This is a genomic window from Xanthomonas fragariae (assembly GCF_017603965.1).
In the GTDB taxonomy this organism is placed as follows: domain Bacteria; phylum Pseudomonadota; class Gammaproteobacteria; order Xanthomonadales; family Xanthomonadaceae; genus Xanthomonas; species Xanthomonas fragariae_A.
The window spans coordinates 1,270,339-1,284,047 of the sequence record NZ_CP071955.1; the positions used below are offsets into that span (position 1 = coordinate 1,270,339).

Consider the following 13,709-nt stretch of genomic DNA (forward strand, 5'->3'; position numbering starts at 1 on the left):
CCCAGAATCTCGACTGATGCTTCTTTGGTGGCCCTTCGTCAGGTTGTGTCAGCGGCACTCAATACACGTCGCGGCGATAACGTCCCGTGCGTAGCAGCAGCTGTCTGACATCTGCACCGAGAATGCTATCGAGCGTGTGGTCCACCTCCGGTGCCATGCCGCGCAGGCTGCCGCAGACGTAAAGGCAGGCACCTTGATCGATCCAGAGTCGCAAGGTGTCGGCCGCAGCAGCCAGTGTGTGTTGTACGTAACGCACTGACTGATTCTGGTCGCGCGAGTAAGCGAGATCCAGGCGTTCGAGCCAGCCATTGTGGTGCCACTGCTGCAGCTCATCGGCATAGAGCGCGTCGTGCGCGGCGTTGCGTTCGCCGAAGAGCAGCCAGTTGCGATGCGCGCCAACGGCGATGCGCGCGCGCAGATGCGCGCGCAGCCCGGCGATGCCGGTTCCGTTACCGATCAGCAGCATCTGCTGGTCGGGTGCGGGCGGGTGGAAGCCGGGATTGCTGCGTAGGCGCAGTGCGATGGGCGCGCCGACCGGTGCGTGGACGCATAGCCAGCCGCTGCCCAGACCGAGGCTGCCGTCGGTGTGGCGGTGTTCGCGCACCAGCAGTTCGGCGTGGCCTTCGTCGGGGATGGATGCAAGCGAATAGTCGCGATGGGGCAGGGTGGCCAGGCTGCGCACCAACGCATCTGCGTCTAGTGGTGAAGGCGTGCCTGCATCTGCAGGTACTTCGGCACCAGCACCAGGACTAGCAGCTACACCGGCAGGAAGTCGCGCGCCGCTGAGCCATTCGCGCAGGGTGCGGCCGTCGATGCGCTGTGCGCCATCGGCGCGGTGTCGCTGCAACCAGGCTTCCACGACATCAGGCGCATGTAGAGGCGCGATCTCGGCGATGTCGCCGGCCGTCCAGTACGGCAATTGACCATCGCAGGGCGTCAAGCGCAGCCGATAGATCGGTGCGCCAGCGCTGCCGGGATTGAGGTGGACACGTTCGCGTAGCTGCCAGGTGGCGTAGGTCGGCAGGTTCCAATCCGGCTGGGTCGCGAGCGCAGGGACAAGTTCGGTCAGCTGTCGCTGCCACTGTCGTAATGCCCGCGGGTCGGCATTGTCGACCTCGATGCGCTCGAACAGGCGGGTGGCGCCGCATGCTTGCAGGCGCCCGTCGATGCGGCGACCGAACGCGCAGAATTGATCGTAACGATGATCGCCCAGCGCCAGGACGGCGTACTGCACGGCAGCCAGATCCTGCATGTCACGCGCACGCCAGTCGTGCTCGACAGCCTGCACGTGATCGGGTGCATCGCCTTCGCCAGTGGTGCTGACGATGCACAACAGCCGCGGCACACGCGTGAGTTGATCGCCATCCACTGCGTCCAGTGGCAGCGCGTAAGCGCCAACGCCTGCCGATTGCAGCGCGGCAACGCTGCGTTCGGCCAGTTCGCGTGCAAACCCGGTCTGGCTCGCCCAGGCGATCAACACGCCGCTCGTGTCTCCGCGTTGTGCGCTGAAGCGCTTGCGCGCGCGCCAGACGACAATCGCACACAGCGCTGCGTACAGCGCCACGCCGGCAGCAGCCAATTGCCAGCGATGCGGCGTCGGTGTGCTCCACCATGCGCCGTTATGCAGGCTGCTAAACCATCCGACAAGCACTGCCAGTGCAACTAAAACCAGGCCGTTGCCAAGCCATACGCGTGTCGTTGCAGCGCTCATGTCGCAGCCAGATAGTGCTCGAATGCAGGGCTCATGAATTCGTGCAGAGCGCCGTCCTCGCGCAGCACAAAGCGCACCGCCAGTGTTGCGTTGCGTGCGTAGGCAAGCCCGTCATCGACGCCGAGCACGGTCATCGCAGTAGCCCAGGCATCGGCCTGCATGGCCTCGGATGCGAGCACGGTGACTGCTGCGGGAGCGTGTGGGACCGGCGCGCCGGTGCGCGGATCGAAGGTGTGTGCATAACGCGTGCCGTCGGTGTCGAATCGGTGCCAGCGATCGCCCGAGGTGGCGGCTGCCAACCCGTCCAGCGCGAGCACGCGCTGCGGCAAGGCAGTGCAGGCATCTTCGTCGGGTATGGATTCGACCAGCACGCGCCATGCGCTGCCATCGGGCTTGCGTCCGTAACCGAATAGTTCGCCGCCGACCTCGATCAATGCGCTGGCGATGTCGGCCTGCACGAGCGCGCGATGCACGCAGTCCACACCGAATCCTTTGGCGATTCCCGACAGGTCCAGCGCCACTGCGCCGGGCTGCTGCGCGCGCCTGCCATCCAGATCCACGCGCTGCCACCCGCAACGCAGGCTTGCAAGCGCGATTTGCTCGGGAGACGGCACGCATCGCCGGCCGCCGGAAGCACCAAAGCCCCACAGCTCGACCATGGGGCCCACGGTCGGATCAAACGCGCCATTGCTGTCCTGCGCAATCTGCAGCGCCGCGCTCAGCACCGCGTAGAAATCATCAGGCAGCGTTTGCCAGTGACCGGACGGCGCTCGGTTGTAGCGGCTGATGTCCGAATCGGCTTCCCAGGTGCTCATCTGTGCGACAACGCGATCGAGTGCGGCCTGGATGCACGCGTGCAGCGGATGCAGGTCGCGTCCGCGCGGCGCCACCAACTTCACGCTCCAGGTGGTGCCCATGCTGCGACCGCCAAGAGTGGCGATGTCGTGGTCGGCGGAAGACGATACAGGCATGGCGTGAGTGTATGAGTGCAGAGGACGGCAGGATGTACTGAACGTGCGCTCCTGCCGCGTCTGGCAGATTACTGCGGCAATACTTCCAATGTGGCGACATAGCCCAGGCGACGTTGTTTGGCTTGCGGCAACGAGGTTTTGGTGTCTTCAGTGGTGGTTTCCAGCCAGTACATTCCGGGTTCCGGCCAAGTCACGCTGAAGCCGCCCTTGGCATCGGTCTTGCGCTTGATCTCGTTCTGCGCATTACGATAGCGGGTGCCGCCGCGCACGATTTCTATCTCAAGCCACGCCGCCGGCTTGCCATCCAGTTGCAAGGTGAACTGCGCGGCTTCGCCGGCGACCAGATCGTTGGGATGCGTCACCGGAATCAACTCGATGCCCTTGCCGCTGGGTTTGAGGGCTGTGTTGGTGGGTGCGCCGCGGGTCACGAAGGTTTCCACGCGATTGAGTGACTGCGATACCTGCAAATCCTGCGCGTTCTTCGGCACTTCAGTAGCGAAGCGGGTTGCGTCGCCGCGCCAACGTTTGGGCTTGCCATCTTCCTTCCAGCTGGCGAACAGACCGGCGTTGACGATGCTGAGCTTGTAGGTGCCGGGTTGGGTGAGTTGCAGATCGAACACGCTGCGGTACTTGCCGGTGGCCGGATTCTCCGGTGTGAGCGCGCTGCCATCCGGTGCGGTGATGCTCAGGTTGTCCAGGCGCAGTGGCATGTGGTTGAAGTAGAACAGGTCGTTGGACACTGCAGCATCGACGGTGATCCATGGCGCTTCACCGGCGATGACGGTCTGCGATGGCAGCAACCAGGCTTTGTGGGCGAGTGCGCTGACCGGAAATGCAGCGAGTATGGCGATCAGGACGAGCGAACGTATCATGACAACTCCTTGAAGGACGATGAGGCCGGTGGGTCGCGTGTCTGATCGGCGCGACGGTGCTGCGCTGCGTGGATGCGTGCAAAGCGATGTGTCTTTGGCGAAACGATGATGCGCGTGTTGCACGATTGCTGGCAGCTCACGTGGTGTGTCGCTGCGAAACTGCAGTGCAGCGCTCAGGGTTTTGCGATCAGGCTGACAGCACCGAGTTCGCTGCTGCCGCTGGCCTTGGTGGTCTGCGCGGATGTCGCCGGCCAAGTGAAAGGCACTTTGACCAGTTCGCGGCCGCCCACTTCGCGCGCGGCTTCCACCACCAGCGTGTAATGACCGGCCGGTAGCGATTTCAATGCACCCTTGGTGTCGGTAAACGACAGCGCATGCACGCCAACTGGACGGGTCGGGCCGGTGACGCCATCGACCGGCATATCCAGAGTGCGCCCACTCTTGCGCCACCACTGGCGCAGATCCGGCAACCACTTGGTGCCATGGCCTTCGGCGGTGTCTTTGGACTGGTACCAGACCGCCAGATTGGCAGCCACCTTCTGGTCTGCACCTTCCAGCCAGATCGCCACATACGGTCGGTGATATTCGGCAACGTTGAGCTTGGGAATTTCGACATTGATATCGAGCGTGGCTGCGTACGCCGGCATGGCGAGCAGGCCGCTCAGGGCGATGGTCAGGGTGGCGCGCATGGTCGTTTCCGGTGAGAAAAGTCAGTGGATCAACAACAGGGCTAGCAGCAGCGGGATCAGCATACCCAGGCCCACCAGCGGCCAGGTCATGCGGCGCTGGCGCGCATGCAGATGCAGCAGGAACAAGCCGGTGATGCAGAACACCAGGCAGGCGATCGCGAATACGTCGATAAACCAGCCCCAGGCCGGCCCGGCATTGCGCCCTTTATGCAGATCGTTGAGATAGGCGATTGCACCACGCCCGGTACATTCGTATTCGATCGCGCCGGTGTTGCGGTCCAGGCTCAGCCAGGCGTCGGCACCAGGGCGGGGCAGCGCGACATACACCTCATCGGCCGACCATTGGCCTGCACGCGTGCCGATGCTGATATCGAGCTCGCGCCCCAGCCATTGCGCGATGCGCGGCGGCAGCGGGGCATCGCCTTCCTGCCGGTTGCCCAGGGTCTTGAGCAGCGCGGGCGGCAGTGTGAGCGTGCGTTGTTCGGTCGATGGGCTGGCTTCGATGCGCGCGGCGTGATTCAAGGTCAGCCCGGTGATCGTAAACAGCAGCATGCCGATCAGGCACAGCGCAGAACTGATCCAGTGCCATTGATGCAGCATGCGCAGCCAGAAACCGCGGCGTCGCTGCGAGGTGGAGAGCGTGGTGTCCATGGGCGGCGGCATGCTGCGCTCAGGCCACATCCGCAGGGACATGCGGATGCAGTTGCGATTGCCGTGCAGTCACCTCACGCAGCAAGGCACGCAGGCGCGGCTGATTCGCATTGGTCAGCAGCGGCACGAGTTGTTGCAGGAAGCCGGCGTGTCCGCTTGCGATTGCACGCCGCATCCATCGCTCGGCCTGATCGAGATCGCCAGCATCTGCAAGCAAGGTGGCATAGCTAGCCTGGCCGCGAAAATCGCCCGCTTCTGCGGAGCGGCGATACCAATCGCGCGCAGCAGCTGGATCGGCATCGCAGGCCAGGCCTTGGTCGAGATAGCGCGCCAGCAAGTTCATCGACTTGGCATGCCCGCGTTCGGCGGCGCTGCGATACAAGGCCAACGCCTGCGCGTGGTCTTGCGCGAGGCCGCGCCCGGAGGCGTAGAGATGTGCAAGGTTGTACATGCCCCAGTCCAGCCCATGCTCGGCGGCGCGGCGATACCAAAGCACTGCCAGCATTTCGTTGCATACGGTGCCGAAGCCGAGTTCGTGGCAACGCCCGAGCTGATTCATCGCTTCCGGATGCCCGGCATTGGCGGCAACTTCGTACCACAGCATCGCCGTGGCCGGATCTACGGGAATGCCGCGTCCTTCTGCGTAGATCTGCGCGAGCAGCAGTTGTGCATCCACATTTGGATCAGTCTGGCCCGCAGCAGCCTTGTGCAGCACTGCGAGTGCTTGCTCGGGTTGCGTGCGCAGCAAGTCGATCAGCTGTGCGGTGTCCCTTGCTTGCTCAGACATCGGCCCACTGCCGCAACAGGTTGTGATACACGCCGGTGAGCTGGATCAACGAGGGATGCCCGGGCGTGTCGTGTGTGAGCTGTCGAATAGAGACATCCAGCTCAAACAACAGGCGGCGCTGCGCATCGTCGCGCAGCATGCTTTGGGTCCAGAAAAAGCACGCCACACGCGTGCCGCGGGTCACCGGCATCACCCGATGCAGGCTGGTGCCCGGGTAGATCACCAGGTGCCCGGCCGGCAGCTTGATCGACTGGGTGCCGTAGGTGTCTTCGATCACCAGCTCGCCACCGTCGTAACTGTCCGGGTCGCTGAGGAACAGCGTGGTAGAAACGTCGGTGCGCACCGGGTCCATCCCGCCGCGGCTGCGGTCGTAGCGGACCGCGTTGTCGACGTGATACCCGAATGATTGCCCGCCGCTGTAGCGATTGAACAGTGGCGGATAGATGCGCCGCGGCAATGCCGCCGAGAAGAACGTGCTGCTGCGCGACAGCGCCTCCAGCACCGATGCGCTGGCTTCGCGTGCGATGGCGCTGTCTTCGGGCAATTGTGCGTTGTCCTTGGCCTGTGCGGATTGATGGCCGGCGGTGATGCGGCCGTCTGCCCAGTCGGCCGCATCCAGCCGCGCGCGCAACTCGATGAGCTGTGCGGGTGTCAGAACATCGGGAATGGGCAGCAACATGGGGCGGTCTCCACGCCGCCGGCACTGGGCGGACGGCGTGTAAAAAGATCAGAAGCTAAACGTGGCGCTCAACACCGCCGAACGGCCTTCGCCAGGCAGCGCCCAGCCATTGCCGGCAGTGACGGTACCTGCGGCATTGACGGTGAGGTTGTTGCGGATGCTGGTGTAGTACACCTGGTCGAACAGATTGTTGAGGTTTAATTGCAGCCTGAGCCAGTCGTTGACGCGCAGACCGACCATCGCACGATGCACCCAATAGTCGTCGGTCTTGACGTACGCAGCCGACGAGGAGTTGTTCGCATAGAAACCGCCCTGGTAAGTGAGGCCGTAGCCGAAGGTCCACTGGTTGAGTGTGTAGGAGGTCCAGATATTGCCGGCATTGCGCGGCGTCTGCACCAGTTCGCGTCCGGCCACCGGGTCGCCGGTTAGGCGTTCGGTGCGGTTGGACACGCTCTGCAGCACTTCGCTATCGAGGAAGGTGTAGTTGGCGAAGATCGACCAGCGGTCGGTCAGGTAGCCGGCCGCGCCGAGTGCGATGCCGTCTACGCGTGCCTTGCCGTCCAGCACCTGTTCGGGGATCGACGGATCGCCGCTGTTGACCTTGTAGTTTTCGCGCTCGTTGCGGAATATCGCAGCGGTCAGCGCCAGACGTTCGTTCAGCACATCCCACTTGCCGCCCAACTCTATATTGACCGCGCTTTCCGGTTCGACATTGCAGTTGGAGCCCGCCGTGGCGGTGGCGACCGGCGTGCAAGAACCGTTGACCGAAGCCTTGGATGGCGTCTTGCTGTTGGCGTAGGACAGATACAGGCTGGCGTTTTCGACCGGCTTGAACACCAGCCCGGCGCGGTAGGAGAACAGATCTTCCTTGCTGCCCGCCGGGAAGCCTGCAGTCATGCCGGTGATACCGCCAGTGGCGTTGACGGTGTAGGTGGTGGTGTCGCCCTCGTTGTGCTCGTAGCGGCCGCCCAGGTTGAGCATCCATTGCGCGTTGAACTGCAGCGTGTCGAACAGGTACACCGCCTGGTTGGTCAGGCTGCCCCTGCTGCGGCCGGTACGGAAGTAGCTCTGTGGGCCGGTCCAGATGTTGTATGGATTGTCGAACGACTGCAGCGGATAGGTGATGCCGGTGGTGGAGCCGTCGGCATTGCGGAAGATCGTACCGCTATCGAGTTCGAAATCTTCCTTGCTGAAAGCCACACCGGCGACCACGCGATGTTCGATCGCGCCGGTATGCAGGGTCGCGGTCAGATCGGTCTGGCTATGTGCGATGAAGTTTTCGGTATCGCGCACCAGCCCGCGCGGGCCGCTGTCGGGATTCCAGGTGGCCGGCGGCTGGCCCACGCAGACGCGGCCGGTATATGCGTTGGTGTTGTTGGGCAGGCACCAGGTGCCTTCCGGCGCGGTTGCGGTGGTGGTTTGATCCACACGTTGCAGACGCGCCAGGCTGCGCAGTGTGACGTTGTCGTCGAAGTCCATTTCCAGCACGCCGGTCAACATGTCCACATCGATTTCCTGACGCGACACATTGCGATACCCGTAATAAGTCTCGCGGTCCACGCCTGGCAGCGGGCCATCGTTGAACGGGCTTAGCGCGAACGGCACGCCGTACTGCGGCAGATTGTTGTCGTGCTGGTGCAGGTAGCTCAGGGTGAAGCGGGTATCGGAGCCCAGGCCGAATGCTACCGACGGCGCAAAGCCCCAGCGGTGACGGAATTCTTCATTGCGGCCCGGTACATCCTGGGTGTGGCCCATTGCGTTCAGGCGCACCGCGATGCCGTTTTCAAAGTCGTGATTGCTGTCGGCAGTGAGCCGGCCGAAGCGGTCGCTGCCGCCACCGATCATGACGTTGGTGAAGTCGCCCTGGCCGGCGGTCTTGGTGACCAGATTGATGTTGCCGCCAACCGAGCCGGCGCCGGACATCGCCGAGTTGGCGCCGTTGACCAGCTCCACCGCTTCCAGGTTGAAGGTGTCGCTGCGACTGTACTGCGCGCTGTCGCGCACGCCGTCGGTGGTGATGTCGCTGCTGGCGGTGAAGCCGCGCAGATTGATGCTGTCGCCGTAACCGCCGCCGCCTTCGCCCGCGCCGAAGGTGATGCCGGGCAAGGTGCTGAGCACGTCGCGCAGCGACAGCAAATTTTGCTGGTCCATGGTCTGCTTGGTGACCACGGTGATCGTCTGTGGCGTATCGCGCAGAACCTCGGTGTACTTGGGCGAGGACGGCTTCTGCGCGCGTTCCTGCTGCACCCGGATCGCATCCAGATCCACTGCGCCCGGCGGTGCCGGCGCGTCGCCGGGCTGAGCGAAGGCAGGAGCGGACAGCGTCAGCAATACGGCTGAGGTGAGCGGGGAAATCCTGGGAGTCATGGGGTGTCTCAATAGGAAAGCGAGGCTCCGGTCTGGCGATGGCTGGTCGGATGCGGAATGCGATTCGAAAGTGCGCCAGTTAGCCCGGTGCGATCCGTTTCCACGGCTGTTCAGCATCTTCGCCCAGACCCCGCGGGAGTGCACGCAGGCCGGACGGATGTGGGGAACTGATGTCGAGCAAGGCTGGGCGCATGGGATAGCAGGGAGGCCAGCTGTTAAGAAGGCCTTGGGGGATGCAATATTAAATGCAAATCATTCTTCTTTGCAATATTTTTTGCGAACCTACACCGGCGCGGTCACGTGGCGGGCTGAAGCGCTACCGCAAGTTGTATTGCGCGGCGATTGAAAGCGGGCGGAAGCCCACGGAAAGTACTGCTGGCCGCTGATTGCGGGCTGCACTCAGCGGTCGTCGCGGGTCCAGATGCCGTTGTGTTCGCGCTTGACCGGGAACCTGGGCACGGCGGTGTAGGCGGGCGCGCACAATGGGCGACCGTCGCGGATATCGAAGCGTGCGCTGTGCAGCTGGCATTCGATGGTGCCGCTTGCCGGGTCGAAGGTGCCGGACGACAGTTCGTAGTCTTCGTGGCTACAGCGGTCTTCCAGCGCGTACAGCTCCCCGTCGAGGTTGAAGACCACGATCGGGATATCGGTGACTTCGTCCCAGACGGTCTGCAATTCACCGGGCAGCAGTGCCTCGCTGGCGCAGACGAAGGTCCAGGTCTCGCTCACAGCGCTGCGCCGCCCAGCGGTTTTTCCAGCACTTCGAAGCGCAGGTCCTGGCGCAGCGGCACGCCGAAACGTTCGTCGCCATACGGAAACGGCTTGGTGATGCCGGTGCGTCGATACCCGCGTCGCTCATAAAACGCGATCAATTCGGCGCGCACGTCGATCACCGTCATGCGCATCACCGGCAGCTGCCACTCGCTGAAGGCGATGCGTTCGGCTTCGGCCAGCAGCGTCTTGCCGAGCCCGCTACCCTGCAACGAGGGGTCTACCGCAAACATGCCGAAATACCCGGCGCCATGGTCGTCGGCGACATGCGCGCAGGCAAGCAGGCTCCCGTCCTGTTCGACCAGCAGCACCAGGCTACGCTCACGCAACAAGTCCTCGTGCAGCACGGCATGATCGATACGCGCGCCGTCGAGGATATCGGCCTCGGTGGTCCAGCCGATGCGACTGACATTGCCGCGGTAGGCCGAGGTCACCAGCTGGACGATGGCATCGATGTCATCGACGGTGGCGGTGCGGAAGGTGGTGATCTGCATGGGGAGCAGTTTAGCGGGAGTCGGGATTGGGGATTCGTAAAAGTGCAAGAACGATGTTTCTTAACGCCTTAGAGCGGCTAACAAAACGTAGCGAGCAGTCGTCGGGTGGGTGCGGACGGCGCGGAGGAACCGGAGTGTAGGCGTGGTACATGCCGATTCCGAGCACCGACCGCGCCCTCCTGGCGGCGCAGTCATTTTGTTAGCCGCTCTTAGTCGGATACATGGATTGGGGCGTTGGTCTGAGTCTTATCGTGTGGCACGTGCACCAGCGTACGGACGTCTGGCGCAAGCGCCGTAGTTCGGCGAAAGGCTTTTCCGAATCCCGAATCCCGAATCCCGAATCCCGAATCCCGAATTCCCGCCCTCAGCCCTCAGCCCTCAGCCCTCAGCCCTCAGCCCTCAGCCCTCAGCCCTCAGCCCTCAGCCCTCAGCCCTCAGCCCTCAGCCCAGCAGCCGACTCACCTTCACCAGCGCAGCAACAAAGCGCTCGATCTCGTCATGCGTGTTGTAGAACGCCAGCGAGGCGCGGCAGGTTGCGGCGACGCCGTAGTACTGCAGCAGCGGATGCGCGCAATGCTGGCCGGAGCGGATCGCGACGCCTTCCAGGTCGAGCAGGGTGGCCAGATCGTGTGCGTGTGCGCCTTCGATCAGGAACGACACCACCGCCGCCTTGTCCGGTGTGGTGCCGAAGATGCGCAAGCCATCGATGCGCTGCAGCTCTTCGGTGAAATGCGCGAGCAGTTCGGCTTCGTGTGCCTCCACGTTCGTCAGACCGACCGACTCCAGGTAATCCACTGCTGCACCCAAACCGATGAAACCGGCAATATTCGGCGTGCCCGCTTCGAACTTGTGCGGGGCATCGTTGAACACGGTGCCGTCGAAGCTGACTTCCTTGATCATCTCGCCGCCGCCCAGAAATGGCGGCATCGCCTGCAAGTGTTCGCGACGTGCCCACAGCGCGCCGGTGCCGGTCGGGCCGCACATCTTGTGGCCGGTGATGGCATAAAAGTCGCAGCCAATGGCGGCCACGTCGATGCGCCGATGCGGCGCGGCCTGCGAGCCGTCCACCACGGTGACGATGCCGCGCTTGCGCGCGTCGCGGCAGATCTCGCGGACTGGATTGACCGTGCCCAGCACGTTGGACACGTGCGTGATTGCGAGCAGCTTGACCTCCGGCGTCATCGCCTTGCGCAATGCGTCCAGATCCAGTGCGCCATCGGGCGTGATTTCCGCCACGCGAATGGTCGCGCCGGTGCGTTGCGCCACCAGCTGCCACGGCACGATGTTGGCGTGGTGCTCCATGCGCGAGATCAGGATCACATCGCCAGCGTCCAGGCGCGGCAACGCCCACGAATACGCCACCAGATTGATCGCAAACGTGGTCCCGCTGCACAGCACCAGTTCGTTAGCGCGCACATTGAGCAAGCGCGCCAGTTTGCTGCGCGCGCCTTCGAAGGCGTCGGTGGCTTCGGTCCCCAAGGCATGCACGGCGCGGCTGACGTTTGCGTTCTGACGCCGGTAGAACTCGTCGGTTGCGGCAATCACCTGCAACGGCTTTTGGGCGGTGTTGGCGTTGTCGAAATAGATCAGCGGCTTGCCATGCACCTGCCGCATCAGCAACGGAAAATCCAGACGTACGCGGCCCCAATCGGACGCGTCGCTCTGCGGGATGGCCGGTGCGTTCATGCCACGCCTGCCAAGGTCAACGCGCTGCGCAGCTGCGCTGCCAGTACCGTGCTCAGCGCAGTTGGCAGTCTGCGCAAGGGCTCGTGGCAGAACGCGGCGCTGAGCAAGCGCTGCGCGTCGGCTTGCGGCAAGCCGCGCGAGCGCAGATAGAACAATGCGTTGTCGTCGAGCTGGCCGACGGTGGCGCCATGCGCGGCCTGTACTTCGTCGGCATCGATCACCAGCACAGGCTGGGTGTCGATTTCGGCATTGGCCGATAGCAGCAGATTCTTGTTGGACAACCGCGCATCGGTGCCGTCGGCGCCCTGGTGGATATGGATGCCGCCATGGAACACCACGCGGCTGCGATCGGCGCCCACGCCACGCCAGACCAGCTCGCAGGCAGTGTCGCGGGCGATATGCTCGATGCCAAGGCGTGTGTCGACATGCCGGCGTCCATTGCCGAGCAGCACGCCATTGGCGGTGAGCTGGGCATTGTTGCCTTCCAGGCGCACGTTGAGCTCGTGCCGCGACAGACCGGCGCCCAGTTCCAGGTCCACACGCTGGTAGCGCGCATTGCGTGCCAGCACTGCATCGGTGCGCAGCAGTGAAGTCGCATACGCACTATCGGCCTGCACGCGCGCGTGCGACAACCTCGCATCCTGCGCCAGATTCACATGCATCACGCTGTTATCCAGATGCGCGGCGTCGCCGACATGCAGGTGATGTTCGACCACATTCAGTGCAGCACCGACATGCAACTCGATCAGATGCCGGTGATGCCAGTACAGATCGTGCTCGCCGGCAACGCTAACAAAAACTAGGTGTAACGCAAGCTCGATCTGCGCGCCTTCCTGCACACGTACCAGCACGCCCTCGTCGGCAAGCGCGGCATTGAGGCGGGCGAAGATTTCATCGCTGCGTTCGAAACAGCGGCCGAGCAGTTGCTGTGCATCGTCGTTGGCCACCAGGGACGCGGAGAAAGTCTCCAGATGCAAGCCTTCAGGCAGCGTCGAAAGATCGCTCAATGCCTCGGACGGACGCCCGTTGACGAACACCATTCGCGGCACCGGGATATCGTCCAGCACGGCGGCATCGACCAACGTCGGCACCAGCGGCGCGGTCTGAAAACTGCGCCGCTCCAGCTGCCGTAGCGAGGTGTATTTCCAGGCTTCGGCACGTGGGCCGGGCAGGCCGGTCTGCAGCGCAGCATCGAGTTCGGCCCGGCGCGCGTCGTTGCCGCAGAAGCCGCGGGCGAGGGATTCCAGCAAGGCGCTCATCAGGCAGCCGCCTCAGGCACCACACGGTCCTTCAGGAAGTGGTAACCGTGCTTTTCCAGTTCCAACGCCAACTCCGGGCCGCCGCTCTGCACGATGCGGCCTTCGGCCAGCACATGCACCACGTCCGGCTTGATGTAGTCGAGCAGGCGCTGATAGTGCGTGATCACCAGGAACGAGCGTTCCGGCGAACGTAGCGCATTGACGCCGTCGGCCACGCTTTTGAGCGCGTCGATGTCCAGGCCGGAGTCGGTTTCATCCAGAATGGCGAGCTTGGGCTCTAGCACGGCCAGTTGAAAGATCTCGTTGCGCTTTTTTTCGCCACCGGAGAAACCTTCATTGACGCCGCGATGCAGCAGCTCGTCCTTCAGATGCAGCACGGCGAGCTTCTGGCGCACCAGCTTGAGGAACTGCATCGAATCCAGCGCGTCTTCACCACGCGCCTTGCGCTGCGCATTGAGTGCCGCACGAAGGAAGTAGGTGTTGTTGACGCCGGGGATTTCCACCGGGTACTGAAACGCCAGGAACAGGCCAGCAGCAGCGCGCGCTTCCGGCGCCAGATCGAGCAGATCGGCGCCTTCGAACTGCACAGTGCCCGCGCCGACCTCATACCCGTCGCGGCCGGCCAACACATAGCCTAACGTGGATTTACCCGCGCCATTGGGCCCCATGATGGCGTGCACCTGGCCGGGTTGGATGTCCAGCGACAGGCCTTTGAGGATTTCTTTGCCGGCGATGCTGGCGTGGAGGTTGTTGATCTTCAGCATGGGATGTG

General features: G+C 63.5%; 13 protein-coding genes and 1 other RNA gene. All 14 read right to left on the reverse strand.

Features of this window, described 5'->3' with window-relative positions; all coding sequences use genetic code 11:
• Positions 1-58 precede the first annotated feature (58 nt).
• Positions 59-1,711 (reverse strand): sulfite reductase subunit alpha, encoded by a 1,653-nt coding sequence (locus tag J5I97_RS05900; protein ID WP_208590032.1) that lies wholly within the window; start codon positions 1,709-1,711, stop codon positions 59-61.
• Complete coding sequence (locus tag J5I97_RS05905; RefSeq protein WP_208590035.1) at positions 1,708-2,682, reverse strand: FAD:protein FMN transferase; 975 nt, start codon at positions 2,680-2,682, stop codon at positions 1,708-1,710. Before J5I97_RS05905 ends, J5I97_RS05900 begins: the two co-directional genes overlap by 4 nt.
• 68 nt (positions 2,683-2,750) lie before the next feature.
• Entirely contained in the window at positions 2,751-3,554 is an 804-nt protein-coding gene (locus tag J5I97_RS05910) for a DUF4198 domain-containing protein (protein ID WP_208590037.1), read from the reverse strand.
• 173 nt (positions 3,555-3,727) lie between these two features.
• A complete protein-coding gene (locus tag J5I97_RS05915) occupies positions 3,728-4,243 on the reverse strand; it encodes a DUF2271 domain-containing protein (protein ID WP_208590039.1) in 516 nt (171 codons plus the stop codon).
• 21 nt (positions 4,244-4,264) lie between these two features.
• Positions 4,265-4,906 carry a PepSY-associated TM helix domain-containing protein gene (locus tag J5I97_RS05920; RefSeq protein ID WP_371885852.1) on the reverse strand — a complete coding sequence of 214 codons (642 nt, stop codon included), beginning with the start codon at positions 4,904-4,906 and terminating at the stop codon, positions 4,265-4,267.
• Between the two features lie 7 nt (positions 4,907-4,913).
• Positions 4,914-5,681 (reverse strand): tetratricopeptide repeat protein, encoded by a 768-nt coding sequence (locus J5I97_RS05925; protein WP_208590041.1) that lies wholly within the window; start codon positions 5,679-5,681, stop codon positions 4,914-4,916.
• Entirely contained in the window at positions 5,674-6,360 is a 687-nt protein-coding gene (locus J5I97_RS05930) for a Fe2+-dependent dioxygenase (protein WP_208590043.1), read from the reverse strand. Before J5I97_RS05930 ends, J5I97_RS05925 begins: the two co-directional genes overlap by 8 nt.
• 48 nt (positions 6,361-6,408) lie before the next feature.
• On the reverse strand, positions 6,409-8,727 hold the full coding sequence (locus J5I97_RS05935; RefSeq protein WP_208590045.1) for a TonB-dependent receptor: 2,319 nt from the start codon (positions 8,725-8,727) through the stop codon (positions 6,409-6,411).
• A gap of 399 nt (positions 8,728-9,126) precedes the next feature.
• Positions 9,127-9,456, reverse strand: coding sequence for a non-heme iron oxygenase ferredoxin subunit (locus J5I97_RS05940; RefSeq protein ID WP_208590047.1), 330 nt, complete (start codon positions 9,454-9,456; stop codon positions 9,127-9,129).
• A complete protein-coding gene (locus J5I97_RS05945; RefSeq protein WP_208590049.1) occupies positions 9,453-9,992 on the reverse strand; it encodes a GNAT family N-acetyltransferase in 540 nt (179 codons plus the stop codon). Before J5I97_RS05945 ends, J5I97_RS05940 begins: the two co-directional genes overlap by 4 nt.
• Positions 9,993-10,067: 75 nt before the next feature.
• Positions 10,068-10,143, reverse strand: a non-coding RNA gene (locus J5I97_RS05950) — sX9 sRNA.
• A gap of 290 nt (positions 10,144-10,433) precedes the next feature.
• Complete coding sequence (locus J5I97_RS05955) at positions 10,434-11,678, reverse strand: cysteine desulfurase (RefSeq protein WP_208590051.1); 1,245 nt, start codon at positions 11,676-11,678, stop codon at positions 10,434-10,436.
• Positions 11,675-12,937, reverse strand: coding sequence for a Fe-S cluster assembly protein SufD (sufD, locus tag J5I97_RS05960; protein WP_208590058.1), 1,263 nt, complete (start codon positions 12,935-12,937; stop codon positions 11,675-11,677). The genes J5I97_RS05955 and sufD overlap by 4 nt, the downstream gene beginning before the upstream one ends.
• The gene (gene sufC, locus J5I97_RS05965; RefSeq protein WP_208590060.1) at positions 12,937-13,701 is read right to left on the reverse strand and encodes a Fe-S cluster assembly ATPase SufC; all 765 of its coding nucleotides are present in this window, start codon (positions 13,699-13,701) and stop codon (positions 12,937-12,939) included. The genes sufD and sufC overlap by 1 nt, the downstream gene beginning before the upstream one ends.
• Positions 13,702-13,709: the final 8 nt, after the last annotated feature.

Bases quoted from the DNA above. Each gene is read 5' to 3' on its own strand.
- J5I97_RS05930 (WP_208590043.1), bottom strand. From the start codon at position 6,360: ATGTTGCTGCCCATTCCCGATGTTCTGACACCCGCACAGCTCATCGAG.
- J5I97_RS05905 (WP_208590035.1), bottom strand. From the start codon at position 2,682: ATGCCTGTATCGTCTTCCGCCGACCACGACATCGCCACTCTTGGCGGT.
- sufC (WP_208590060.1), bottom strand. From the start codon at position 13,701: ATGCTGAAGATCAACAACCTCCACGCCAGCATCGCCGGCAAAGAAATC.
- J5I97_RS05955 (WP_208590051.1), bottom strand. From the start codon at position 11,678: ATGAACGCACCGGCCATCCCGCAGAGCGACGCGTCCGATTGGGGCCGC.
- J5I97_RS05935 (WP_208590045.1), bottom strand. From the start codon at position 8,727: ATGACTCCCAGGATTTCCCCGCTCACCTCAGCCGTATTGCTGACGCTG.
- sufD (WP_208590058.1), bottom strand. From the start codon at position 12,937: ATGAGCGCCTTGCTGGAATCCCTCGCCCGCGGCTTCTGCGGCAACGAC.
- J5I97_RS05900 (WP_208590032.1), bottom strand. From the start codon at position 1,711: ATGAGCGCTGCAACGACACGCGTATGGCTTGGCAACGGCCTGGTTTTA.
- J5I97_RS05920 (WP_371885852.1), bottom strand. From the start codon at position 4,906: ATGCCGCCGCCCATGGACACCACGCTCTCCACCTCGCAGCGACGCCGC.
- J5I97_RS05915 (WP_208590039.1), bottom strand. From the start codon at position 4,243: ATGCGCGCCACCCTGACCATCGCCCTGAGCGGCCTGCTCGCCATGCCG.
- J5I97_RS05925 (WP_208590041.1), bottom strand. From the start codon at position 5,681: ATGTCTGAGCAAGCAAGGGACACCGCACAGCTGATCGACTTGCTGCGC.
- J5I97_RS05945 (WP_208590049.1), bottom strand. From the start codon at position 9,992: ATGCAGATCACCACCTTCCGCACCGCCACCGTCGATGACATCGATGCC.
- J5I97_RS05910 (WP_208590037.1), bottom strand. From the start codon at position 3,554: ATGATACGTTCGCTCGTCCTGATCGCCATACTCGCTGCATTTCCGGTC.